Origin of the sequence: Vibrio olivae, assembly GCF_042428525.1 — a bacterium.
GTDB lineage: Bacteria > Pseudomonadota > Gammaproteobacteria > Enterobacterales > Vibrionaceae > Vibrio > Vibrio olivae.
Genome location: NZ_JBHMEP010000002.1, coordinates 463,225 through 484,576 on the forward strand (window position 1 = coordinate 463,225; position 21,352 = coordinate 484,576).

A 21,352-nucleotide genomic window follows, 5' to 3' on the forward strand; every position below is an offset into this window, starting at 1 on the left:
GGCAAGGGTTAGTAACTGGCGAGTCATAGCACGACATCGCTGTTGGATAATGGTTTGCGCTGGAACCAACCTTGACCAAACACGTTTATGATGAGTCCAAGAGCGATCACCACCACGCCTGCGATTTGCAACCCGCTTAAACTTTCATCAAGCAGTAACCAAGCACTTAAAAGCCCAAATGCAGGTACCAGCAGGGAAAGTGGAGCGACCAGAGAGGTTTGGTAGCGGCTTAGCAAGTAACTCCAACCGCCATAGCCTACAATTGTGGCAAGCAATGATAGATAAGCAATGGCAAACAGGTTATGCCATTCGATATTTTTCAGTGAACTAACCATCAATTGCGGCCCTTCAATCCAAAAGGAAGAGACGAAAAACGCCGTCATAGGCACAAAGGCACTCCAGACGATCAAAGACATCGTCGGCACGGAATAATGGTGCATAATCACTTTATTGGTGATGTTTCCCAGCGCCCAGCAAGAGGCGGCGCCGATAATTAAGATTAAGGTCAGCCCGGTCAGCGAGGCAGCATCATCACCTTGCGCGGCCGCCAGTAAATAAATACCAATGCCTGCCGTCAATACAGCGATGAGGTTGTGTCTGTGAATTTTTTCTTTTAGCAATAGTGCGCCGAACGCTAAGGTAATAAACGCTTGCGCTTGTAAAAGTAGCGACGCGAGTCCGGCCGCAAGCCCAACGTTCAAAGCCCAGAATAGTAAGGCAAATTGTCCGAAACAGATGGTTAAGCCGTAGCACGCCAGCCACTTAAACGGCAATTTTGGGCGCTTAATGAAGAAAACCGCGGGAAACGCGACCAAGGCAAAACGTAAACCTGCAAGTAATAACGGTGGCATACCTTGTAAGCCGACTTTGATCACAACGAAGTTGACGCCCCATATTAGGACGATAGTCAGTGCTAAGAGACGATCGCGAAAAGACATTCTGTTTCCTTACAGCTAAGAGCCACTCAGAAGGACTCTTCAATTTAGGTTGGCGCCATTAACAAAGCCATCACTTTGCTGAATGGAATTTAAGCAGATTGCCTCAAATTTTATCAATGCACAATGTTTGATGAGTGATTTGATGAGATGTGGTATTGCTTCCTCCATTGACTGGGGGAGAGTCCAGTCCAGAGTTTAAAATGACGGCTAAAAACCGCTATCTCGGAGTAACCCAATTGTAGGGCGATATCGGTGATCGTTTTCTGTTGGCTTTTTAACAGTTGTTCAGCGAGGCGCCGGCGCACGTTTTGGAGTAGTTGGCTATAACTACTGCCGCAATCTTTCAAACGCAGTTGAAAAGTACGAGGGTGGAGATCAAGTGCCTTCGCCACACGTTCAATGCAGCATTCTCCACTGGGTAACAGGCGGCCAATCATATCCCTGGTTTGAGCAATCAAATTATTGGGATAGTGGTTTTTAAGGTATTTGACATGTTCTTGAAAGTGGCGATCAAGTGCCTGTTGGTCTTGATAATTTTTACTTTCCAGTAGACTGGATTTGAGGAGGACGCCATTAAAAGATTGATTCACTCGAACTTCTGGAAGGGCGGTGCGATTGTCTAAACAACGATTCACCAAATAAGGCTGCTGCAAATATAAGCTCAGTTTTTGATAATCAATATTAAGTATGCTTGAGACAAACTTTGCCAATTGGGCAACGCTCATCTGCATTAACTGCTGGTTGCCACGTTCACAATAAACATCCAGTTCTAGTTCAAGAGCAATCCACTCGCCGCGTCGGTGGATGTTGAGACGAACACCAGATGAATGTAAATACAGATATTCATTCACTTTCTTAAGCGCTTCGCCGACGGTTGAAGCTCGAGCCACTAACATGGGTAAGTCCCCAAGAGCCTTTAGACTTTGGCGTTGAGCGAGAAGAATACCAAAACAAGGTTGCTGGCAGTAAAGCGCAGCTATTTCGAGTAATTCCGCGAGCTTAGAGGAGGCGATATAAGTATCGGGATCGCGAAACTGTGCCGATGTTAGTCCAACCTGATTCATGAGTGCAATCGGGTTTTGTCCAAGGTCTGTAACCAGTTCACTAAACTTATCTGCCGCGCCGCTTCTGACAATATACATGTCTCGAAAACAAATGTTAATAAATTGTAATTCGTAATATATCAAATCCAATTCGTAAAATATCAAGTGTGTGGTGATTTCTTGATCTAGGTTGGCAGTGGTTCTGTAGTTTCCGGTTCGGTACTAAGGAATCGAGTCATAATGATAACAATGAGGATGTAAGCTATGTCTTTACCTGAAGTGATTTCACATCAAGATCTGCTACTCACGCTGAATACCAATGAACAATCCATTATCAAAGATGCGCTTCCAGGCGTGGATGTTTATCCACTCTTTTTGGACCCGGAAAATGGGACTTGGGTGATTCGAGCTAAATTCAAGCCTGGTATTACGTTACCTAAGCATTTCCATACTGGCGTCGTACATTTCTATACGCTAAGCGGCGCTTGGCACTATGTCGAATACCCAGATCAAGTGCAAACCGCGGGCAGCTATTTATATGAACCGGGTGGATCAATACATACTTTCCATTGTCCAGAGGAGTCAGGGGGGGCCGATGGCTTTATGGTGATCAAAGGCGCTAACATTAACTTTGATCAAGACGGTAATTACGTCAACATTATGGATGCTGGCTGGATTGAGCAAGTGGTTGTTGCTGCAGCCAAAGAGCAAGGTATTCCCGCGCGTTATATCAAACCTGGTGCGATAGCTGGTTTGAGTGATGAGTTGGAGGGATAATCCATGGCACTGATGAAAAGTATCGTCATGCAGGGGGGCCGCGTACACCTTGAGCAAGTGAATGTGCCTAAACCTGGAGCTGGGCAGGTATTAGTGCGTAGTTTGGCGTGCGGAATATGTGGCTCCGATTTGCATATTGTTCGTCACACCGATGAGGTATTCGATGTTTATCGTCAGCTTGGCGTGATGCCGGAGACGATAGACAACTCCGCTCCTGTGATGCTTGGGCATGAATTTTGTGCAGAAGTGATTGAATACGGCGTCGATACCAAACAACAATTTGAGCTCGGAAACCGGGTGACATCTATCCCTTTTCTTCTTAGTGAAAATCAGGCTGGTATCGGGGTGACGCCCGGCGTGTACGGTGCCTATTCAGAATATTTTTTACTTGATGAAGTGTTATTAATTGGGGTGCCTGACAATGTTCCCTCTGAAGCGGCGGCTTTGACGGAACCTTTGGCTGTTGGCTTACATGCGGTTAACCGAAGTGATATTAAAAGTGGTGAAACCGCGCTGGTGGTCGGCTGTGGACCCATTGGTCTTGCCGTAATAACCGCACTTAAGCAGCGCGGCGTTACTCAAATTATTGCCGTCGATATTCAGGATGACAAATTGGCGCTAGGTAAAGCATTTGGCGCCAGCCATCAGGTGAATCCAAGTCAACAAGACGAAGTACAGTTAGCTGCAGCTATGGCTGATGATAAAGCATTGGTGATTTTTGAGTGCGTTGGCAAGCATACGCTTATCAATGAATTTATGCGCCGTGCGCCTGCAAGAACACGGATTGTGATCACGGGGATTCATACCACACCAGCAGAAATTAATTATGCTTATGCAACGGTTAAAGAGCTTGAACTGCGTTTTAGTTATTACTATCAACCACAGGAGTTTGCCGAGTGCCTACAGCGCATCGCTGATAACCAGTTGCCTTGGCGTAAAATGTTGACTGCAAAAGTGGGCATTGATGGTGTGCAAACTGCGTTTGATACGTTAATGACGCCCAATGACCATATTAAAGTGGTGATTGAGCCCTGGCGTGATGGAGAGCTTGAGTCGATGTAATTACGAGGCTAAAAGCTCTTATGTACGTCCACATAGGAGCTTTTTATCTCACTATGCTGCAATTTGTATTGCAATGTTTTCTTTTTAGAACACGTTCGCTTACGAATAAAAATAAAATCGGAAAAAGTGAAAATAACACTAGTGATTTTTAAAACTACCTGTATAGTACCCACAGCTCTAGCAAATGAGCTATTAGTGTAAATTTAGCAAAAGTCTTTTCTCAGTAAACATTCGATACCTTTCGTCTACCACCTGCGATAGCTTCTCCTGATAATCCATAAATAGCTTCTGTTCGTAGCGTGTATTTAATATTTAAAATTTTATAGAGGTATCTATGTCTAATAAAACTACTGGTCTAGTTAAATGGTTCAACGAAACTAAAGGTTTCGGCTTCATCACTCAAGATAACGGCGGTGCTGATGTGTTCGTTCACTTCAACTCAATCGTTTCTGAAGGCTTTAAAACTTTGGCTGAAGGCCAAAAAGTAAGCTTTGAAGTAGAACAGGGTAAAAAAGGCCCTCAAGCAGCTAACGTAACTGCACTTTAATATTTCTAGGTGTGGTGCATTGCATCACACCTTCCTTTCCCATTCCTCACAAAACCGCTTCTTATTTTTCATACCACTTCTAATTTCTATATCTATCTTTTCAAAAAACTAGGAAACATCATGTCTCGAAGAACGAGCCGCCAACGTTATTGGTACCAAATATTACGTGATCACAATACTAAGGGGAGTAAGCCATCCGAGTGTTCAAAATAGACTTTATCATAGAAAATAAAAATATAAGATGGAGTGCTCACATCCATCAATTAAATAGCGATATCCTTCAGCGTCATATCCTTTCTAAGATTTCTCTTTCTCAAGCTAACCTTCATTTCGACTTCTGCGAAAACACCAGTCAAGGTGATATTTTTACAAAAACAGGCATAAAAATAGGTTCATTTACTGTAGAGTAAATAAACAGAAGGATTTTTGAGTGATAATAAGGTTAATTTATGAGCAATAAAACGACGAAGAAAACAAAAAAAAGCAGTGAAAAAGAAACTGCAGCGAATAAAACTCACCAAACTAGGAAGAGAATTGAGGATATACTGGCAGAGCGCGAATTTAATAAACAATTCGAACTGTAACCTATCTCTATACTGTATTTTGCACGTTCTGTAGAGCGTGCTCGATATTGGTTTTCTATGCCCTAACGGCAGTATGACTTCATGCTGACATCTTAATTAACTCGTTGATTAAAGTGCAGTAAAGCAGAGGAGTCGTAAGTATGAAACCTAATATTGTCAGTATCGCCTTACTGACGTTTTTAACCAGCAGTTCGGTTTATGCCAAAACTGACTCGGAAAAAGAATCTCCATTAAAAGCAGGGACCAAAGTTGGCCTGTTTTATTCACAAACCTCCAATACATCAATGTCGTTCAACTCAGCATTATGGCTAACTTATAAGCCTAGCGAGTGGACCCATGATATGAAGTTTAATTCCTATTATACCGACACGGATGATGATGACGGGACCAATAAATATACGCTCTATTACAAAGCGGATTATGATATTGGTGAGGCATTATCTGGTTATGTGGAGAATGAATATGAACATAACCAATTTGAAACCTACCGGCAAAGCTATACGTTGATCACGGGTTTGGGGTATAAATTGATAGACGATAAAGAGACCAAGCTCGAAGCGGGGCTTGGTCCCGGTTATCGTTATACCAAACGCCAGGCAAGCGATGTTGATCATCCAAACAAAGAAACCAATGAATTGATTGGCTCTGCTTTTATCAAAGGCTCGCGAAAAATGACCAAAACGTTTTCTTTTGGGGGCGGCAGCAGGATGGAATATGGTTCATCCAACACCAAATATACGGTTGATGCGTTCTTAAAAAATACACTGATGACTGATTTAGCTTTGGTCGTGGATGCACAATATATCTACAATACTGAGGTTGCTTCAACCAAAAGTAATGATGAGATCTATAGCACCTTAAGCTTGAGTTATGATTTCTAAGTTGACGTGATGGTATTCACAAGCGGGTAACACAATGCCCGCTTGTGAGAGAAAGAAGGCGAGTAGTTAGAGAATGGAAGCTGAAATGACGCCAATAATACCGCCGAAGATGCCTCCCCAGACCACCAACCAACCAAGATGTTGCTTAATCATCGCTTGAACAATTTCCTTAACCATTTTTGGGGTCAACTCATTGAGGCGTTGGTCGATAATGTTTTCGATATTCTGTTGAATCTCTTCCATCATTTGTGGTGATTCAAGTTGCTCTTTCAGAGCCTGTTTGACGGTGTCACTTTGGCTAATCTCAATGATAGATTCCTGCATTTTCTCAACAAACGGTGCCTTTAGTGGCTCGAGTGCTTCTGCACCGCCAAACATGGCCAGCATGCCACCAAATGATGAGTTGGAAATCACTTCGACTAACGAATCAAACGCCGGGTGCAAATCAATTTTCTCAATCACCGGTTTTAAATTGAGACTGTTCTCTCCTGCCATTTCTTTATTTAGGAATCGATCAATATTCGTTTGTGTGAAAAATTGCTGCATCATCAATGTCTTGATGGCGAGCTTAAACTCTTCAAAGCGGGCCGGAATCACGCCTGATCCATACAATCCGGGCACCTTTTCAAACAGCATATGGATAGCAAGCCAGTTGGTTACAGCGCCAGAAAAAGCAAATAAACCAGCATAAAGAACGACGGTATTGCCAGTAACGTATCCGGCAACTAGCAACACCAGTGCAATAACGTTGGTGATAAAACTCTTATTCATGATGATCTTAAGTGAGGTTGAAGAATAATGATCGCTAGAGTATAGAGTTGGGCACCATTTGAAACAACCCCGCGAATTCTCGCGGCTTTTTGCAACTAACACCGTTAACCATGACATCCAATATAAGAAATTCGAGAGGAATTTCCGATAACATTTTTTGGGTTTTCGACTTTATGAAGTGATTATTGCTGATTTTCCTCTTTCTAACCATAAATGTTCCTTTTGCGTACAGTCTTTATGACTTAATTCAGTAATTCTTTACGTAACATTGTGATTACAATTTCGATATTGATGGATCAAAATAAGAGTATGGCGATGTTTCGAGACCCTATGTCGATGACGCAACAATCAAGCTCTGTACAAAACGCCCAGTGCGTAGTCATGGTGCCACCCAAGGAATTCAAATTTAACGCCCAGACCGCGCAAGATAATGAATTTCAAAATAAGCTTAACTTAAGTGATGAAAAGGTTCGTCAGCAAGCTCTGCGTGAATTTCAAGTTATGGCTTCGACACTTCGCGGAGAAGGCATCGAGGTGATTGAATTCGATTATCCTTTGTCTGACATACCCACTCCTGATGCGGTGTTTCCAAATAATTGGTTTAGCACCACTCAACGGGGTCAGCTCTTTACCTTTCCTATGGCATGTGAAAATCGCCGTGAAGAAGTAAAGGTATCGGCTCTGATTGGGGCGCTGAAAAATCAAGGGCGTCAAACCACGCAGGTGGATAGCCTCGAAGCGTACACGGAGAGCGATGCATTTCTGGAAAGTACGGGCGTTATGGTCATGGACCACCTCAATCACACCATCTACGCAGCATTGTCACAACGCTGTGATCGAGAAGTGTTGGAAGACTATGCGCAGCGCATTGGTTACTCGAAGGTTATTTCGTTTCAGACTGCGCTTCCGTCAGGCATGCCTATCTATCATACCAATGTCATGATGTCGGTTGGCGAACGTTTTTGTGTGATTTGTGATGAAGTTATTCCTGAGTTTGAGCGCCGCTTCGTGCTTAAATCCCTTGCTAAAGATAAGCAAGTCATCTCGATCTCTCTTGAGCAGATGAATCAATTCTGCGGGAATATTTTGCAGCTACAAGCGACCAATGGACAGAAAGTGATCGCCATGTCGCAGTCTGCTTTTCAGGCGTTTTCACTTGCACAGCGTCACCAATTGGCAACTCACGGTAAGCTCATCGCGTTTGATGTTTCAACCATTGAACAGATTGGTGGAGGCAGTGTTCGTTGCATGCTTGCCGAAGTCTTTCTTCCTACATCGTTGTGAACGAATGAGTGTATAAGTGGTCAACTAAAAAGGGAGCATTTTGTTCCCTTTTTTGCGTTTTATCAACGGCGACATCGTGGTTAATGTTAGCTGGGAATACTTATTCCCTAGCATGTTCGTACTATAGTTAATAAGTCGATTCGCGTATTCACCTGAGTTGGAGCCGAACGCGGCGATTTAAACCCAAAAGGCGAAAGGAGAGAAACAATGAGCAAAGAGAGCATTGTGGTCGTGTTTCACAGTGGATATGGTCATACCAAAAGACAAGCAGAAGCGGTCGCTAAAGGGGCGAATGCGACGTTAGTCGAGATTTCCTCTGAGGGTGAAATCTCTGAGGAGCAGTGGACACTTCTGGATGATGCGGGTGCGATTGTATTTGGTACGCCTACGTATATGGGGATGGCGAGTTGGCAATTTAAGAAATTTGCTGATGCATCGTCAAAAGCTTGGTTTGAACAAAAATGGCAAGATAAGATCTTTGGTGGTTTTACCAACTCGGGGTCGTTAAATGGTGATAAGCAAGCGACAATGAATTACCTGTTTACACTTGCGATGCAGCATGGCGGGGTTTGGGTTGGTCTTGGCATTTTGCCTGCGAATACTCTGGCTGCAACACGAAATGATGTCAATAATCTGGGCGCTTCAATCGGCGCGTACATGCAGTCACCAACGGACGCGGGAGCGGAAGATATTCCTCAAGGTGATGTTGACACGGCGGTGTTGTACGGTGAGCGAATTGCCAAAACCTTAGCTCGCTGGAAATAATCGTTAAAGCGGTTTATTCAGAGCGAAATAACCATGCCGCGTTGTTTCGCTCTTTCTTTCTTCCTTGCAAAAAATGGTTTGTTTTCATTTTTGAAATCTTTTATTGCGATTTTTAACCATGGTTTGAATGGTCGTGAAAAACCGCTAAATAGACCGAAATTGATGGATATTGCCCAGATGCGCAGCTAAATTTTATTTCTGAGTGTGGGCGGTTGAATTATTGTTTTATTGACGCCTGTCATAGCAAGGAGTAATTTAACCATAATTTCACAAAGGAAACTCAGCTGAGTTTCGCGCGAAATCATTGAAGTCGTCGGTCTGGTCTCGATGCTCTGTGTTGCTAAGCACTCTGTCTATTTGTCCCCTCTCTGACGCTTGTCCTCGCGTATTCTAACAAACTCAAGAACGGTGTCATGCAATCAAATAAAGTCAGCAATTTGCGCGATGATGCACCCGTGTATCTAACGCGCGTTAACCGTAAGCGTTACACTCGTCATCGTGGCTATCGCTTTGCCGAAGATGTACTCGCAGTGGAAGAGCCTCTGCAAATCAGCATCGAATGGCAAACCGATCAGAGCACACAGTGCGAGCTGTGGAGCATGACAATGCGTACGCCTGGTGACGATACCAATTTGGTGTATGGATTGTTACTGAGTCAAAGCGTCGTGGATAGCTGGCTGGATATTCAAACCATCCGTTACTTTGACGAGCATACTAGCCACGCAATGAATCACGTGATCGTGGTACTGAAACCGGGGGTCGAGCCTCGTTTGGCTTCGTCGAGCCGCCGCTTTGTGAGTACGTCAAGTTGTGGTGTCTGTGGTGCCACATCAATACGTGCGTTACAGCTTTCGAATCCGCGTGATATAGACCAAAGCCAGCATTGGCTATCGTCTGAGCAAGTTCTTAACTACCCGGTTTTACTTAACCGTCATCAACAGCAGTTTCACGATACTGGTGCGGTACATGGTGCTGCATATATCGTCGACAATCAATTAATTGCAGTTGCTGAAGATATTGGTCGCCATAATGCTTTAGATAAGCTTTTAGGGCATTTAGCCCGTCAGCAGGCGATGCACCCCCGTGGTGTCGTTGTACTAAGCAGCCGCGTTAGCTTTGAGTTAATGCAAAAAGCGGTGATTGCTGGCGTCTCTACCATCGTCTCCGTTGGCGCGCCATCTAAAGTGGCAGTCGACATTGCCCGTCAATTTGATATGACGTTGATTGGTTTTACCAAGTCTGATTACTTTAATTTATACCATGGACACTGGCGCATGAAGCCAGAGCAAGAATAAGAAGAGAAGCGAATGAGTTATAAACAATATTCTGGATCGGCAGGGGGTTGGGGCGCGCTTAAAGCCACCACTCAGCACCTGTTTAAAAGTGAGAATGTCGCGAAGAACATCTCCAATTTATTACGCACTAACCAAGACCATGGTTTTGATTGCCCAGGTTGTGCATGGGGAGAAAAGGGTGTCCCTGGGCGTTTTCGTTTCTGTGAAAACGGCGCGAAAGCCGTTAACTGGGAAGCGACAACGCGTCGTGTTGATAAAGAATTCTTTGCGCAATATTCAGTGTCTTGGTTAAACAAACAAACGGATTACTACCTTGAATATCAAGGTCGATTGAACGAGCCGATGTGCTACAACCCGGAGACCGATCATTATGAGCCGATCAGCTGGGACGATGCATTTGCGCTGGTGGCGAAACATCTAAACCAACTTGATGATCCAAACCAAGCTGAGTTTTATACTTCGGGCCGAGCCAGCAATGAAGCGGCGTTTGTCTATCAGTTATTTGCTCGCCGTTTTGGTACCAATAACTTCCCTGACTGTTCAAACATGTGCCATGAAGCAACCAGTGTTGCTCTCGCGAAAACCATCGGTATTGGTAAAGGCACCGTGACGATTGAAGATTTTGAAATCGCGGACGCGATTTTCTTGTTTGGACAGAACCCGGGGACTAACCACCCTCGTATGCTTGAAACACTTGCTGCGGCAAATAAGCGTGGTGCACAGGTGGTGGCATTCAATAATCTAAAAGAGCGAGGGTTAGAGCGATTTACTAACCCTCAGCATCCATTAGAGATGCTAAGCAACGGTTCAACGCCGACCACGAGTCACTACTTTATGCCCAAGTTAGGTGGTGACATGGCTGTGGTTCGCGGTATGGTCAAAGTACTGCTTGAACGCCATCATCAAGCGCAGCAACAAGGCGATAGTATTTTTGATTTAGCATTTATCGCCGAACATACTCAAGGATTGGACGATTACCTTGCAACGGTAGAAGCTACACCTTGGGAGCAAATTCTAGAGCAATCAGGCTTGGCTCAAGATGAGATTGTTCAAGCGGCGGATATTTACCTCAATGCAAAAACACGCATTGTGACTTGGGCTATGGGCGTCACTCAACACAAACATTCCGTGGCAACCATTCAAGAACTCGTCAACTTGCAGCTGCTGTTTGGTCAAATTGGCAAACCGGGCGCTGGGCTTTGTCCTGTACGCGGTCACTCCAATGTGCAAGGTGACCGAACCGTTGGTATTAATGAAAAGCCGCCAGCTATTTTGCTGGAAAACATTGAGAAAGTGTTTGGCTTTGAGCCACCAAAATCTCATGGTCATAATGTGGTCAATGCACTGCAAGCTATGAGCCGTGGTGAGAGTAAAGTCTTTATTGGCCTTGGTGGTAACTTGGTTGCTGCCGCTCCTGATACTCAAAGGGTCATGGATGCAATGCGTCAATGTGACCTCACAGTGAACATTGCGACGAAGTTAAACCGCAGCCATGTAAACCCTGGTAAAGCCTCACTGATTTTGCCGTGCTATGGGCGCACCGATATCGATATGCAAGCCTCTGGCGAGCAGAAAGTGACGGTAGAGGATTCATTCTCTATGGTTCATGCGTCTTCTGGACGCGTGGATGTAAGCGCTGAGTTGATGCGCTCCGAAATCGCGATCATCGCTGGTATGGCTAAAGCGACCCTTGGCGAAGAGAACCCAGTCAATTGGCAATCTCTGGCTGATGATTACGGCAATATTCGTGACTATATCGAACAAACCATTGCAGGCTTTACTGATTTTAACCAACGTTTGGATCAGCCGGGTGGTTTCTACTTGGGCAATAGCGCGCGTGAGTTACGCTGGAATAATCCGCAAGGTAAAGCACAAATCACCAGTAATACCTTGCCTGAAAGTATTCTCCATCATGACGTGAAAAGTACCGCGAAACGTCCGGTGTTTGTATTACAAACGATGCGTTCACACGACCAATATAATACCACTGTCTATGGTTATGATGACCGTTATCGTGGTGTTTTCGGTGAGCGTAACGTGGTGTTCCTAAACCCTGAGGATATTGAAGCTCTAGGTCTGCAAGCCGAAGCTCTGGTTGATATTGAAACACTGTGGACCGATGATAAAACGCGTAAAATTCATGGTTTCAAAGTGATCCCATATCAGATTCCAAAAGGCAACATCGCGGCGTACTTCCCAGAAGCCAATGCGCTGATCCCACTTGAAAGTAAAGGTGACTTTAGCGATACGCCAACCTCCAAATCGATTGCCGTGGTGCTCACTCCAAGTGAAGCCAGTAATACATTGGTTCGCAGCGCTTAAGGTAAGCGAAGTCGATAAAAAAGAGGCCATAGGGCCTCTTTTTTTTGATCGCATATTTTATCGTTGGAATATGATTTATTCTTGGTTTGCGAACTTCTCTAACCCTAACACTAAGCCAATCGCGCATAACATCAAGACAATCGCTAAACCTAACTGCGCGGGTTCTTGGGTTACGGACTCAAAGTTAAATGGAGAGAGGTTATTTTGAACTAGCGGAACCAATTCACCCTTTGAGTTTTCACGCCAAGAAACGGTTTCTTTCCATGGCCAAATCTTTGGCAATGTTCCAAGCATCAAACCGATTAGAAATAAAAACGTTTGATCTCGGTAGCGTTTGAGTAACCAAGACAGAAGGTGTGAAAAGCTAAGTAGGCCAATCACACAGCCACATAAAAACATCACGAGCAAAGACGCTTCTGCATTTTTAACGGCTGCAAGAACAGGCGCATACATACCGATCATCAGCAAAATAAAACTGCCAGACACGCCTGGAAGAATCATGGCACAAATTGCGATGGCACCTGCAAATAAAATGTTGAGCGAAGTGGGTTCTAAGTGGAGAGGTTTTAACACAGTAATGCTGTAAGCGACGCCAATGCCAATGAGCATGAACACAAAGCGCAGCGCGGTTTTCTTTTCGACTTGCTTGAGCATGTGGTAAACCGACACCAAAATCAGACCAAAGAAGAATGACCACAAAGGAATAGGGTGATGATTGAGAAGCCAAGAAATTAACTTCGCGAGGGTCGCGATGCTCGTGAGGATTCCGCCAAACAACGCAATGAGAAAAAAGCCATTGATGTGATTAAACGCGGCTTTGAAGCCTTCGCGTTTCCAGAGACCCAATAAACTTGGATTCACACGACGAATGCTTTCAAGTAACGTATCGTAGATGCCAGTAATAAATGCAATGGTACCACCGGAAACGCCGGGGACAACGTCCGCTGCGCCCATCGCCATGCCTTTTAAGAAGGTGCTTATATAGTTCATTTAGCCATTAATACTTGTGATTAGAATGTGCAAAGTATACTGATTTCTAATCCTAACATTGTAAAAAAAGTACGAATTTCTTAAATTGATAATATTGTCTATAAGTAAATAGGTGCATATCGTTCTGCACATGGTTGCAAAATGAAATTGCAAAATGCAAATAGAATGGCGTGCTATTGGTCAAATTAACGGATATTTAATAAAATTTGACCAAAAATAACTTGGCACAACTTATGCTTTGTAAGTAGTGACCCTTATTAAGCCGAGGGTCACCTAGCCAACTGACGTTGTTAGTGAATAAAATTTGTTCACAATTTATGTAGCCAATCGAATATATTCGGTTGGCTTTTTTTTCGCCCAAGATTCATCGGTCTTTGATTCCTTCCTCGAAGGGGCGTCTCACCTCTAAGAGCGGCGTTGGGTATAAGCTGTCATTATTCGCTTGCCATTTAAGGTAAGTGGGCCATTCCATTGATGAGCCGTGCCTATTGGCATTGGTTGTGATTTTTATACTGAATTTCATCTACACACTTGACGGTTGGTCGCAAGTGGCGAAGTGCTGCGTGGAACTCAGTGTGTGCCCGCGAACACATTTAATAGATGATAAAGAGGTGGTATGAACCAAGTTATTTCCATTGGCACCCTAGAGTCGTTTCTGATCGCAATTGGCGTTCTGTTTTTAGGTCACTTTATTAATTCTAGAATCCCGCTTTTAAAGCAGTTCAATATTCCTGAGCCTATTGTCGGTGGGTTAATGGTTGCCTTGGTCATTACGTTAGTGCATTTTCAGGGGGTGGATTTAGCCTTCTCTTTGCCACTACAGAACACCTTTATGTTGATGTTTTTTAGTACTGTTGGATTAGCAGCAAATTATACCCAATTGTTAAAGGGGGGAATGAAGGTGTTTATCTTTCTCGCCGTTGCATCTGGATATATTGTGCTGCAAAACGGTGTGGGCGTGACATTAGCGAGCGCAATGGGGTTAGATCCGCTGATGGGGTTGATAGCTGGTTCGATTACACTTTCTGGTGGCCATGGCACTGGAGCCGCATGGGCTCAGACGTTTTCAGAAAGTTACGGGCTTTCAAATACGCTAGAAATTGCGATGGCTTCAGCGACCTTTGGGTTGATTATCGGAGGAATTATTGGCAGCCCTGTTGCTCAAAAACTGGTCAATAAGCATCAGCTTGAGTCTGATTATGGCAGTGCAGGGCACACGCATGAAAAGCATCCGGAAGTCGTGACCTATAACGAATATGAAGAAGAAAAAATCACACCGAAAAAAGTCATCGAAGTGCTGTTCATTTTGCTGTTTTGCGTTACCGGGGCTAAGTATCTTGAGCAGTGGGTGAGTCATTATGAAATCAGTTGGTTGATGATCCCTGATTTTGTTTATGCCTTGTTTATTGGCGTTTTTATTACCAATGTGATTGAGGTGAGTAAAGTCAGAAAGCTTGATACTGACACGGTGGATGTACTTGGAACGGTTTCTCTTGCATTGTTTTTAGCCATGGCTCTCATGAGTTTAAGACTGTGGAATATTTTTGATTTAGCGATCCCGTTTTTAGTGATATTGGCAGTGCAGTCGGTTGTGTTGGGGTTATTTGCTTATTTCGTGACTTTTCAGGTGATGGGGTCGAATTACGATGCCGCGGTGATGTCCGGTGGACATTGCGGTTTTGGGTTGGGCGCCACGCCAACAGCGGTGATGAATATGGGCTCACTGGTGACCAAATTTGGCCCGTCACCTCAGGCGTTTATGGTGGTGCCGATTGTCGGAGCCTTCTTTATCGATATTGTTAATTTAATTATTTTACAAGGCTTTATTAGTTTCTTTGGTTAAATAAATAACCCGCGATTTAGCGGGCTTATGGTTTGTTTAATGATACTTCAGGCTCTTAGTGTGAGACGAGTGCCATCAAACTTCAAATGGCCCAAAAGTTTTTTGGCAGCTTGTTGACCGAGTTCATCAAACTCCACCCCGTAGCGCGCATAGTGTAAAGAACGCTGCAAGTTACATATTTTTCCGTGCAGCGGCGCCATTTGGACCTGATGTCTGGTATCCACTTTTACATGCAAATGGACAATATCACCGACTTGGAAATTCTTAGCGAGTGGCGCTGTGACAAATCGGCAACCTCCCTTTGAGAGATCGCGAATTTCCCCATCAACATGGTGTTGTTCTGTGCTGACTTTGGTAGCAAGATTGAGCTCATACCGAGGCTCTTTTCGCAGCTGAGCGACTTGCATGGTTTGCGGAACCGAGATGGCTACCATCGGGATTGGATGGAGATAGAGCTGTACTATCTGGCTACGAAAATGAACCAGCGCACCTTCTCCGCGTTGAGAAATGGCACGCACTACGAGCCAGAACCCTTCTTGGAAATAATAATCCAAGTCATCATCACTGATCGTTGGAAGTTCAATCAGGGCGATATTTTGGCTGTGTTTACCGATAAACGCTGTTTTTGCGCGAAATGATGTACCGACTGGCGTAGTAATGCCGATGGTCATTTCGCCGCCATGTTCGATCATCGCTAACGCGTCCGTGCTGTTTAACGTTGAATTTCTTTTTTGTGTCACTGCTTATTACTTTTTATGTTTATGGGTATGTATCAGTATTGTTATTTCTATTTGCTGGGCGCATAGACCACCCGTGTTGCAGTACGCTTACCCATATTATGGTTACTGTGATTTTAGTTCAAATACTCAGTACGCCATTTTCTTTGAGCTAGACAGCACTTCTGACTTTCATTTTGTCTTTAAATTGAGAATCTTATAAATAAGTATTTTTTCGACAAGAAATTAATCAAATGCGAGTAGTGGTGGGGCTTGAGAGGTGAATTCAAATGAACCAAGGGCTTATTACCCGTTATACCATGATAAGCCCTGTGAACGTTAACAATTGGGTTTTAAGCGGGCCATATAATAGGTGTCGATGTATTTGCCATGGCGAAAAACGGAATTTTTCGCCTGTCCCTCAATCTCAAAACCGAATTTTTTATAGCAGGCGATCGCGGATTCATTATCACAATTCACTTCAATTTGAACGCGAGACACTTGCAACCAATTATCAGCAAGATCGAGGACGGTGGCGATCAGCCGTGAACCGATGCCGAGGTTGTGGTAATTATCATGAACGCCAATACCAAAGCTTGCACAATGCGCCGTTCTTGGACGTTGTGAATGCTCAAAGCCAATATTACCCACGACTTTACCGTCCACTTCAGCTACAAATGAATAGACACCTTGTGGCATACTCTCCAGTCGTTTTGTCCACATCGCGGTACTAGGGTTGGGTAATTGCAAGGTGCCCGCTTGAGCATTGGGTTGAGAATAGAGTTCTGCCAAGGCTTGTGCATCGCTGATCTGAGTCGGTCGAATGTGGATGTTCATGCTGCTTTCCTTTTTCTTATTAAACAGTATGTTATATCTCAGAAATAGAAAATAAAAGCCAGAACTTTGTTAATCAAATGTTGGTTAATGTTTCGAGAGCGGGTAGTATGCTTCTTTTTACAAGGATGCAAATCATGAACGCATTGAAGCGCTGGCAGACGCCTCAGCATTTCCTCATTTTTATTTCTATTATTGTGCCCATTGCGTTTTCAAGCTGGATGGCGCTACTCAATAATTTTGTGGTCGAAAAAGCTCAATTTGATGGGGCGGATATTGGGTTACTGCAGAGTGTGCGAGAAATCCCAGGCTTTTTAGCCTTTACCGCCGTGTTTGTTTTGATGTTTATTCGTGAACAGCGTTTCATGCTGGTTGCACTTGCTCTACTTACAATTGGAACAGCCATTACGGGTTTTTTTCCTTCACTGGTTGGCTTACTGCTTACTACATTGCTCATGTCGACGGGGTTTCATTATTTTGAAACCTTAAAGCAATCACTCTCTTTGCAGTGGTTAAATAAAGAAGAAGCACCAGAAATGTTGGGTAAGATGATTTCTGTGGGGGCTTTAGCGTCTTTACTCACCTATGGTGCGCTGTGGGTCATGCTGGAGATTTTGCATCTTGATTATTTGACCGTGTATGTCACAACAGGTGGCTTAGGGTTGGTGTTGGTGGTGATTGCAGCCTTGATTTTCCCTGAGTTTAAATCAGCCACACCACAGAATAAGAAGTTGGTTCTGCGCAAGCGTTATTGGTTGTATTACGCACTGACTTTTATGAGTGGGGCTCGCCGTCAAATATTTACTGTTTTTGCGGGCTTTCTGATGGTGGAAGAGTTTGGGTATTCGGCAGCGGACATCACCATGCTGTTTATGATTAACTATGTATTTAACTTTTTGTTTGCTAAAAAAATTGGTCGCTATATTGGGGTTATTGGCGAGCGACGTGCACTGACCTTTGAATACATCGGATTAATTTTGGTGTTTATTGGTTATGCATTGGTCACGAGCGCCGAATGGGCGGCGGCACTTTATGTCGTGGACCATCTTTTCTTTGCATTAGCACTTGCTATAAAAACTTACTTCCAAAAGATTGCCGACCCTGCAGACATGGCATCAACGGCGGGAGTATCGTTTACCATTAATCATATTGCCGCGGTTGTCATTCCAGTAACGTTCGGCCTCATTTGGCTTATTTCTCCTGCTCTGGTTTTTTATATTGGCGCGGGCATGGCAGGGCTCTCTTTGTTACTGGCGCTCAATATTCCGCTCAAACCTGAACACGGGAATGAAGTTGTATGTTTTGCAGTGAAAAAAGCAAACGCATAACCCGATTATTCAGGTGAAAGAAATAAAAAAACAGCGCCTAGGCGCTGTTTTTTTGTACGTGATTGTTAGTGATCTAGGTAGAGGTAGTTTTTCCAACTTTCCACTCGAATCAATACTTTACGCATAATGGCCACATGTTCAAAGTGATCGGAATATACCGCGACTTCTGCGTTGACACCTAAAGGCATATGATAATCGCTGAGGTCATCGGTCATTTGCAGTTTCACCATCACTCGTCCGCTGGTTTTCAGAGACTCGGTGTTCATCAGCGCGCCAGCCGCTTGCACCTGTCCTTCACCAATGGCAGGAATGACTTCGACAACTTTGCCTGCAAACACTTTTCCGGGAATTGCTCTAAATACAAATTCTGCTTCGTCTCCTGCTTTAAGGCGTTGTAATGAGTTTTGTCGAAATGCGGCAATATAATAATGTTGCTCGCTATGGACAAACGTCATGACTGGCGCCAATGGCAAGGGCACCGCCATCATACCTGGGCGCACTGCCAAGTGAGTCACGAACCCATCCGTTGGCGCTTTGACCACGGTTTCACGCAGATTAAATTCTGCTTGCGCTAGCGCCGCCTCTAAGTTAGCTACCGTGGTGTTCTCTCCATTAATCTCAGATTGATAAGCGAGTTGTGCTTGTTGTTCGGTCGCTGTTGAAGACTCTAACGCGGCTTCTGCGGCGAGAAATGTCTGGCGGCGATTGTCCACTTGCTGCTCGGTGAATGCCCCGCGCTTAAAACCGGCTGCGTAACGTTCATACTCACGTTTAGCGCGATCGCGTTTAGCTTGGGCTTGCACCGTGTTTGATTGAGCGGCTTTGTACGTGGCTTCAAGTTGTAATACGTCTTGCTCCCCTTCCGCTAAGGCTGCCTGAGCTTGCGTCACCTTCGCAATAAACGGTGTTGGGTCGATATGAAGTAACGAGTCACCGGCTTTCACTTCTTGGTTTGGCTTAACGTCAACAGAAGTCACTCGCCCGCGTATACCGGGTACAATCGGCGTGGTATTAAAGACTTGGCTGCCAAGCTGAGTGAATGGATGGTTGTAGTTCATGAGCAAAATCAAAGTACCAATCAGAGCGATACCGCCGAGTACTGCGGTGGGGACCGTCCATTTATTTAATGGAATACGAAAGACTTTAAAAACGGTAATACACAGTGCGGTGTATGAGAGTATCAATAATAGATCCATTAGTGATGCCCCTCTTGGGAAGTCATATCGTTACCCCGACTGTCAGCCTTTTTGAGGGTAGCCAGTTCTAATTTTAGCTTTGTGAGTTCATGGTCCATCTGTTCCATTTTTAAACTGAGATCATGGTTGAGTTTGTTTTGTTGTTTGAAGCCCCATCCACGTTCTTTACGCCACAATGTGGCCCATATCCACAAAAAAGGCCAAAGAGCATGCAGTGTAAATAGGCTTACCCACCCAGCATAATGAATCGCATCTTGATGAGGATGATCACGTTCTTTCGCAATTTCGTAAGGTATGTCGTGAATTGCAATAACCCCATAAAAGAGTACCAAGGAAACAAAAATGAGCATTCCCAAGGCAAAGTAGTCTAAAAACATAAAAGTGTTTCCTGATCAGGATATTAGTTAGAAAAAAGCCACTATTTAAAAGCTAGATGAAGAATAGCAAGTTTAACTAGGCGATTAGGTAGGAAAGTTAAGAATGACACAAACTTCAGCGCAATCTGGCTCGTGAGTGAGACGATTCTTACAGATTTAAGTGGGAGATTTGATTTTGCCGCGTGGGAAGAGGGAGGGGCAACTGAGTCACTTATTCGAATTCAATGCACACTTGATTGCGGCCGTTGGCTTTCGCGCGGTAGAGCGCTTTATCGGCACGGTAGAAGGTACGTTGAGTATTCTCACCGCCTTTATGCTTCGTCACACCAATACTGACGGTTAGCCCTCGTTCTCCAAGTATGTTTTGCCAATTCAGTTGGTTTATTTGGTGACGATATTGCTCCGCATGACGCTGCGCATCGGCAATATCGATGTTCTCCAATAGTACCAAGAACTCTTCACCACCGAAACGTACACACGATGCGCCTGCAAACGAAAACGACTCGGCTAACTGCTCAGAGACTTGAATAATGGCTTTATCGCCCACGAGGTGGGTCAGTTCATCGTTGATCGATTTGAAATGGTCGATATCGATGACCATCAATGAAAATGGGGTTTCATGGAGTAAGAGGTCTTTAAGCTTGATATCAAGCCAACGACGATTATGCAGAGTAGTCAGTGGGTCAGTAAATGCATCTATCTGAAGCTGTGCTACGGTATTTTTCTGACTTTCCGTCGTCTCTTTTAATTCGCGATTTTCTTGCTCAGATAAGATGAGTTTGAGCTGTAATTCGAAACGTGACAAGCGGCGCAGTTGAGCGGCACCCAACTCTCCAATCGGAATGGCTGTCACCAATGCACTCTCAAGGTCGTAAGCTTTTTTCTGATACGTAAGCGCCTGTTGATACTTGCCTTGCTGCTCATAAATTTTTGCCAATGAGTTACATAAGTTGAGGTTTAGAATTGGCGCGTAGCCATTACTTATGCGCTTTTCGGTTTGTTCGAGCAACCAGTTGGATAAGTGGTCACGCCCGAGCTCCGTCAGGCAGTAGGCAAGCTCAAGACGCAACATGTTTGATAGCCATGTTGAGTGTAAGTTGCCATAGGTATATTGGATGTTGGCTAAGTCACGTAAGGCTTGTAAGGTTTGGCCTTTACGACGTAGCAAGATAGCGTTGTATAGATACACTTGGCCAGTCAGAACTTTGTCGCTGACCAGAATACAGAGCTGCTCACACTCTTTGAGCAAGGGAAGCGCCTTTTCTGGGCGATTCATCAATAAAAAACAGGCAAGTTTAAATAACTTGTACTTGAGTCGCAGAGAGCGGCTATTAATGGCGTGGTCGATGCTGTCAATCTTTTGATAGTAGCGTAATGCACGCGTGTGATCGCCATATGCGTTACACAGATTACCCATACCAATGATCGCTTTGACGTAGGGGTCAATAAAGCTATGTTCTACGGCAATAGTGGTAGATTCGACATAGTGATTGAGTGCATTTGCGTAATCACCTGTAATAAAAAATCGATCGCTTAAGCTGTCTTTTATCTCAAGAATTAACTCGGCATCCTCAGGTAAAGAAAGGAGGCTTAAGGCAGCGTTAAGGTCGTGAATACTTTCTTGAAATTGACGCTGCTTGCTCAGATGCTCGGCGCTAATGATAAAGCAGTGTGCTTGATCTTCCGGTGTGGTGGCGATGTGAGTACGAACATGTGCCCAAAACGCGAGTGCATCTTGTCCGCTGTAGGAGGCGGCGTCTAATCCGAAATCGGAAATTTTTTTAAGCAGTGATTCCATA

The 21,352-nt window shown here is 44.3% G+C and carries 20 protein-coding genes; 11 read left to right on the forward strand and 9 right to left on the reverse strand.

Annotation, left to right across the window (positions count from 1 at the left end):
• Positions 1-23: 23 nt before the first annotated feature.
• Both ACFFUV_RS11905 and ACFFUV_RS11910 read right to left on the reverse strand, forming a co-directional pair.
• A complete protein-coding gene (locus ACFFUV_RS11905; protein WP_390192893.1) occupies positions 24-938 on the reverse strand; it encodes an EamA family transporter in 915 nt (304 codons plus the stop codon).
• A 113-nt stretch (positions 939-1,051) separates the two neighbouring features.
• Positions 1,052-2,080: an AraC family transcriptional regulator gene (locus ACFFUV_RS11910; RefSeq protein ID WP_390192895.1), complete on the reverse strand. Its 1,029-nt coding sequence runs from the start codon at positions 2,078-2,080 to the stop codon at positions 1,052-1,054.
• Between the two features lie 165 nt (positions 2,081-2,245).
• Here ACFFUV_RS11910 and ACFFUV_RS11915 point away from each other — a divergent pair, with 165 nt between their 5' ends.
• The 5 genes from ACFFUV_RS11915 (at position 2,246) to ACFFUV_RS11935 (ending at position 5,832) form a co-directional block, all read left to right on the forward strand.
• Complete coding sequence (locus ACFFUV_RS11915; protein ID WP_390192897.1) at positions 2,246-2,758, forward strand: 2,4'-dihydroxyacetophenone dioxygenase family protein; 513 nt, start codon at positions 2,246-2,248, stop codon at positions 2,756-2,758.
• A gap of 3 nt (positions 2,759-2,761) precedes the next feature.
• A complete protein-coding gene (locus ACFFUV_RS11920; RefSeq protein ID WP_390192898.1) occupies positions 2,762-3,820 on the forward strand; it encodes a zinc-binding dehydrogenase in 1,059 nt (352 codons plus the stop codon).
• A gap of 334 nt (positions 3,821-4,154) precedes the next feature.
• Positions 4,155-4,367: a transcription antiterminator/RNA stability regulator CspE gene (gene cspE / locus ACFFUV_RS11925; RefSeq protein ID WP_390192901.1), complete on the forward strand. Its 213-nt coding sequence runs from the start codon at positions 4,155-4,157 to the stop codon at positions 4,365-4,367.
• A 449-nt stretch (positions 4,368-4,816) separates the two neighbouring features.
• On the forward strand, positions 4,817-4,951 hold the full coding sequence (locus tag ACFFUV_RS11930) for an adenosine deaminase (RefSeq protein ID WP_390192903.1): 135 nt from the start codon (positions 4,817-4,819) through the stop codon (positions 4,949-4,951).
• 140 nt (positions 4,952-5,091) lie between these two features.
• A complete protein-coding gene (locus tag ACFFUV_RS11935) occupies positions 5,092-5,832 on the forward strand; it encodes a DUF481 domain-containing protein (RefSeq protein WP_390192904.1) in 741 nt (246 codons plus the stop codon).
• Positions 5,833-5,898: 66 nt separating this feature from the next.
• Here ACFFUV_RS11935 and ACFFUV_RS11940 read toward each other — a convergent pair whose 3' ends face one another.
• Entirely contained in the window at positions 5,899-6,603 is a 705-nt protein-coding gene (locus ACFFUV_RS11940; protein ID WP_390192905.1) for a DUF445 domain-containing protein, read from the reverse strand.
• A 315-nt stretch (positions 6,604-6,918) separates the two neighbouring features.
• Between ACFFUV_RS11940 and ACFFUV_RS11945 the strand changes: the two genes are divergently transcribed.
• The 4 genes from ACFFUV_RS11945 (at position 6,919) to ACFFUV_RS11960 (ending at position 12,269) form a co-directional block, all read left to right on the forward strand.
• Positions 6,919-7,887 carry an arginine deiminase-related protein gene (locus ACFFUV_RS11945; RefSeq protein WP_390192907.1) on the forward strand — a complete coding sequence of 323 codons (969 nt, stop codon included), beginning with the start codon at positions 6,919-6,921 and terminating at the stop codon, positions 7,885-7,887.
• Between the two features lie 207 nt (positions 7,888-8,094).
• On the forward strand, positions 8,095-8,652 hold the full coding sequence (locus ACFFUV_RS11950; protein ID WP_390192910.1) for a flavodoxin family protein: 558 nt from the start codon (positions 8,095-8,097) through the stop codon (positions 8,650-8,652).
• 413 nt (positions 8,653-9,065) lie between these two features.
• Positions 9,066-9,947, forward strand: coding sequence for a formate dehydrogenase accessory sulfurtransferase FdhD (locus ACFFUV_RS11955; protein WP_390192912.1), 882 nt, complete (start codon positions 9,066-9,068; stop codon positions 9,945-9,947).
• Between the two features lie 12 nt (positions 9,948-9,959).
• Entirely contained in the window at positions 9,960-12,269 is a 2,310-nt protein-coding gene (locus tag ACFFUV_RS11960) for an FdhF/YdeP family oxidoreductase (protein WP_390192914.1), read from the forward strand.
• A 75-nt stretch (positions 12,270-12,344) separates the two neighbouring features.
• On the opposite strand, the gene ACFFUV_RS11965 is transcribed toward ACFFUV_RS11960, so the two are convergent.
• Positions 12,345-13,259 (reverse strand): polyprenyl-phosphate transporter, encoded by a 915-nt coding sequence (locus ACFFUV_RS11965; RefSeq protein WP_390192917.1) that lies wholly within the window; start codon positions 13,257-13,259, stop codon positions 12,345-12,347.
• A gap of 616 nt (positions 13,260-13,875) precedes the next feature.
• Here ACFFUV_RS11965 and gltS point away from each other — a divergent pair.
• The gene (gene gltS / locus ACFFUV_RS11970; protein ID WP_390192918.1) at positions 13,876-15,102 is read left to right on the forward strand and encodes a sodium/glutamate symporter; all 1,227 of its coding nucleotides are present in this window, start codon (positions 13,876-13,878) and stop codon (positions 15,100-15,102) included.
• Between the two features lie 47 nt (positions 15,103-15,149).
• On the opposite strand, the gene ACFFUV_RS11975 is transcribed toward gltS, so the two are convergent.
• Both ACFFUV_RS11975 and ACFFUV_RS11980 read right to left on the reverse strand, forming a co-directional pair.
• Complete coding sequence (locus ACFFUV_RS11975; RefSeq protein WP_390193303.1) at positions 15,150-15,794, reverse strand: flagellar brake protein; 645 nt, start codon at positions 15,792-15,794, stop codon at positions 15,150-15,152.
• Positions 15,795-16,157: 363 nt separating this feature from the next.
• Positions 16,158-16,655, reverse strand: coding sequence for a GNAT family N-acetyltransferase (locus ACFFUV_RS11980; protein WP_390192920.1), 498 nt, complete (start codon positions 16,653-16,655; stop codon positions 16,158-16,160).
• 134 nt (positions 16,656-16,789) lie between these two features.
• On the opposite strand from ACFFUV_RS11980, the gene ACFFUV_RS11985 reads away from it, so the two are divergent.
• Positions 16,790-17,980, forward strand: a complete 1,191-nt coding sequence (locus tag ACFFUV_RS11985) for an MFS transporter (protein WP_390192921.1) — start codon at positions 16,790-16,792, stop codon at positions 17,978-17,980.
• A gap of 65 nt (positions 17,981-18,045) precedes the next feature.
• On the opposite strand, the gene ACFFUV_RS11990 is transcribed toward ACFFUV_RS11985, so the two are convergent.
• From ACFFUV_RS11990 to ACFFUV_RS12000, 3 genes are all read right to left on the reverse strand, one after another.
• Positions 18,046-19,176 carry an HlyD family secretion protein gene (locus tag ACFFUV_RS11990; RefSeq protein WP_390192923.1) on the reverse strand — a complete coding sequence of 377 codons (1,131 nt, stop codon included), beginning with the start codon at positions 19,174-19,176 and terminating at the stop codon, positions 18,046-18,048.
• Positions 19,176-19,553, reverse strand: a complete 378-nt coding sequence (locus ACFFUV_RS11995; protein WP_390192925.1) for a DUF3302 domain-containing protein — start codon at positions 19,551-19,553, stop codon at positions 19,176-19,178. Before ACFFUV_RS11995 ends, ACFFUV_RS11990 begins: the two co-directional genes overlap by 1 nt.
• A gap of 211 nt (positions 19,554-19,764) precedes the next feature.
• Positions 19,765-21,351, reverse strand: a complete 1,587-nt coding sequence (locus ACFFUV_RS12000; protein ID WP_390192927.1) for a tetratricopeptide repeat-containing diguanylate cyclase — start codon at positions 21,349-21,351, stop codon at positions 19,765-19,767.
• Position 21,352: the final 1 nt, after the last annotated feature.

Excerpts from the sequence above, each read along its gene's own strand:
- ACFFUV_RS11945 (WP_390192907.1), top strand. The coding sequence starts at position 6,919 with ATGTTTCGAGACCCTATGTCGATGACGCAACAATCAAGCTCTGTACAA.
- ACFFUV_RS11910 (WP_390192895.1), bottom strand. The coding sequence starts at position 2,080 with ATGTATATTGTCAGAAGCGGCGCGGCAGATAAGTTTAGTGAACTGGTT.
- ACFFUV_RS11920 (WP_390192898.1), top strand. The coding sequence starts at position 2,762 with ATGGCACTGATGAAAAGTATCGTCATGCAGGGGGGCCGCGTACACCTT.
- ACFFUV_RS11985 (WP_390192921.1), top strand. The coding sequence starts at position 16,790 with ATGAACGCATTGAAGCGCTGGCAGACGCCTCAGCATTTCCTCATTTTT.
- ACFFUV_RS11990 (WP_390192923.1), bottom strand. The coding sequence starts at position 19,176 with ATGGATCTATTATTGATACTCTCATACACCGCACTGTGTATTACCGTT.
- ACFFUV_RS11960 (WP_390192914.1), top strand. The coding sequence starts at position 9,960 with ATGAGTTATAAACAATATTCTGGATCGGCAGGGGGTTGGGGCGCGCTT.
- ACFFUV_RS11965 (WP_390192917.1), bottom strand. The coding sequence starts at position 13,259 with ATGAACTATATAAGCACCTTCTTAAAAGGCATGGCGATGGGCGCAGCG.
- ACFFUV_RS11915 (WP_390192897.1), top strand. The coding sequence starts at position 2,246 with ATGTCTTTACCTGAAGTGATTTCACATCAAGATCTGCTACTCACGCTG.
- ACFFUV_RS11980 (WP_390192920.1), bottom strand. The coding sequence starts at position 16,655 with ATGAACATCCACATTCGACCGACTCAGATCAGCGATGCACAAGCCTTG.
- cspE (WP_390192901.1), top strand. The coding sequence starts at position 4,155 with ATGTCTAATAAAACTACTGGTCTAGTTAAATGGTTCAACGAAACTAAA.
- ACFFUV_RS11955 (WP_390192912.1), top strand. The coding sequence starts at position 9,066 with ATGCAATCAAATAAAGTCAGCAATTTGCGCGATGATGCACCCGTGTAT.
- ACFFUV_RS11905 (WP_390192893.1), bottom strand. The coding sequence starts at position 938 with ATGTCTTTTCGCGATCGTCTCTTAGCACTGACTATCGTCCTAATATGG.
- ACFFUV_RS11935 (WP_390192904.1), top strand. The coding sequence starts at position 5,092 with ATGAAACCTAATATTGTCAGTATCGCCTTACTGACGTTTTTAACCAGC.
- ACFFUV_RS11940 (WP_390192905.1), bottom strand. The coding sequence starts at position 6,603 with ATGAATAAGAGTTTTATCACCAACGTTATTGCACTGGTGTTGCTAGTT.
- ACFFUV_RS11930 (WP_390192903.1), top strand. The coding sequence starts at position 4,817 with ATGAGCAATAAAACGACGAAGAAAACAAAAAAAAGCAGTGAAAAAGAA.
- ACFFUV_RS11950 (WP_390192910.1), top strand. The coding sequence starts at position 8,095 with ATGAGCAAAGAGAGCATTGTGGTCGTGTTTCACAGTGGATATGGTCAT.
- ACFFUV_RS12000 (WP_390192927.1), bottom strand. The coding sequence starts at position 21,351 with ATGGAATCACTGCTTAAAAAAATTTCCGATTTCGGATTAGACGCCGCC.
- ACFFUV_RS11995 (WP_390192925.1), bottom strand. The coding sequence starts at position 19,553 with ATGTTTTTAGACTACTTTGCCTTGGGAATGCTCATTTTTGTTTCCTTG.
- ACFFUV_RS11975 (WP_390193303.1), bottom strand. The coding sequence starts at position 15,794 with ATGATCGAACATGGCGGCGAAATGACCATCGGCATTACTACGCCAGTC.
- gltS (WP_390192918.1), top strand. The coding sequence starts at position 13,876 with ATGAACCAAGTTATTTCCATTGGCACCCTAGAGTCGTTTCTGATCGCA.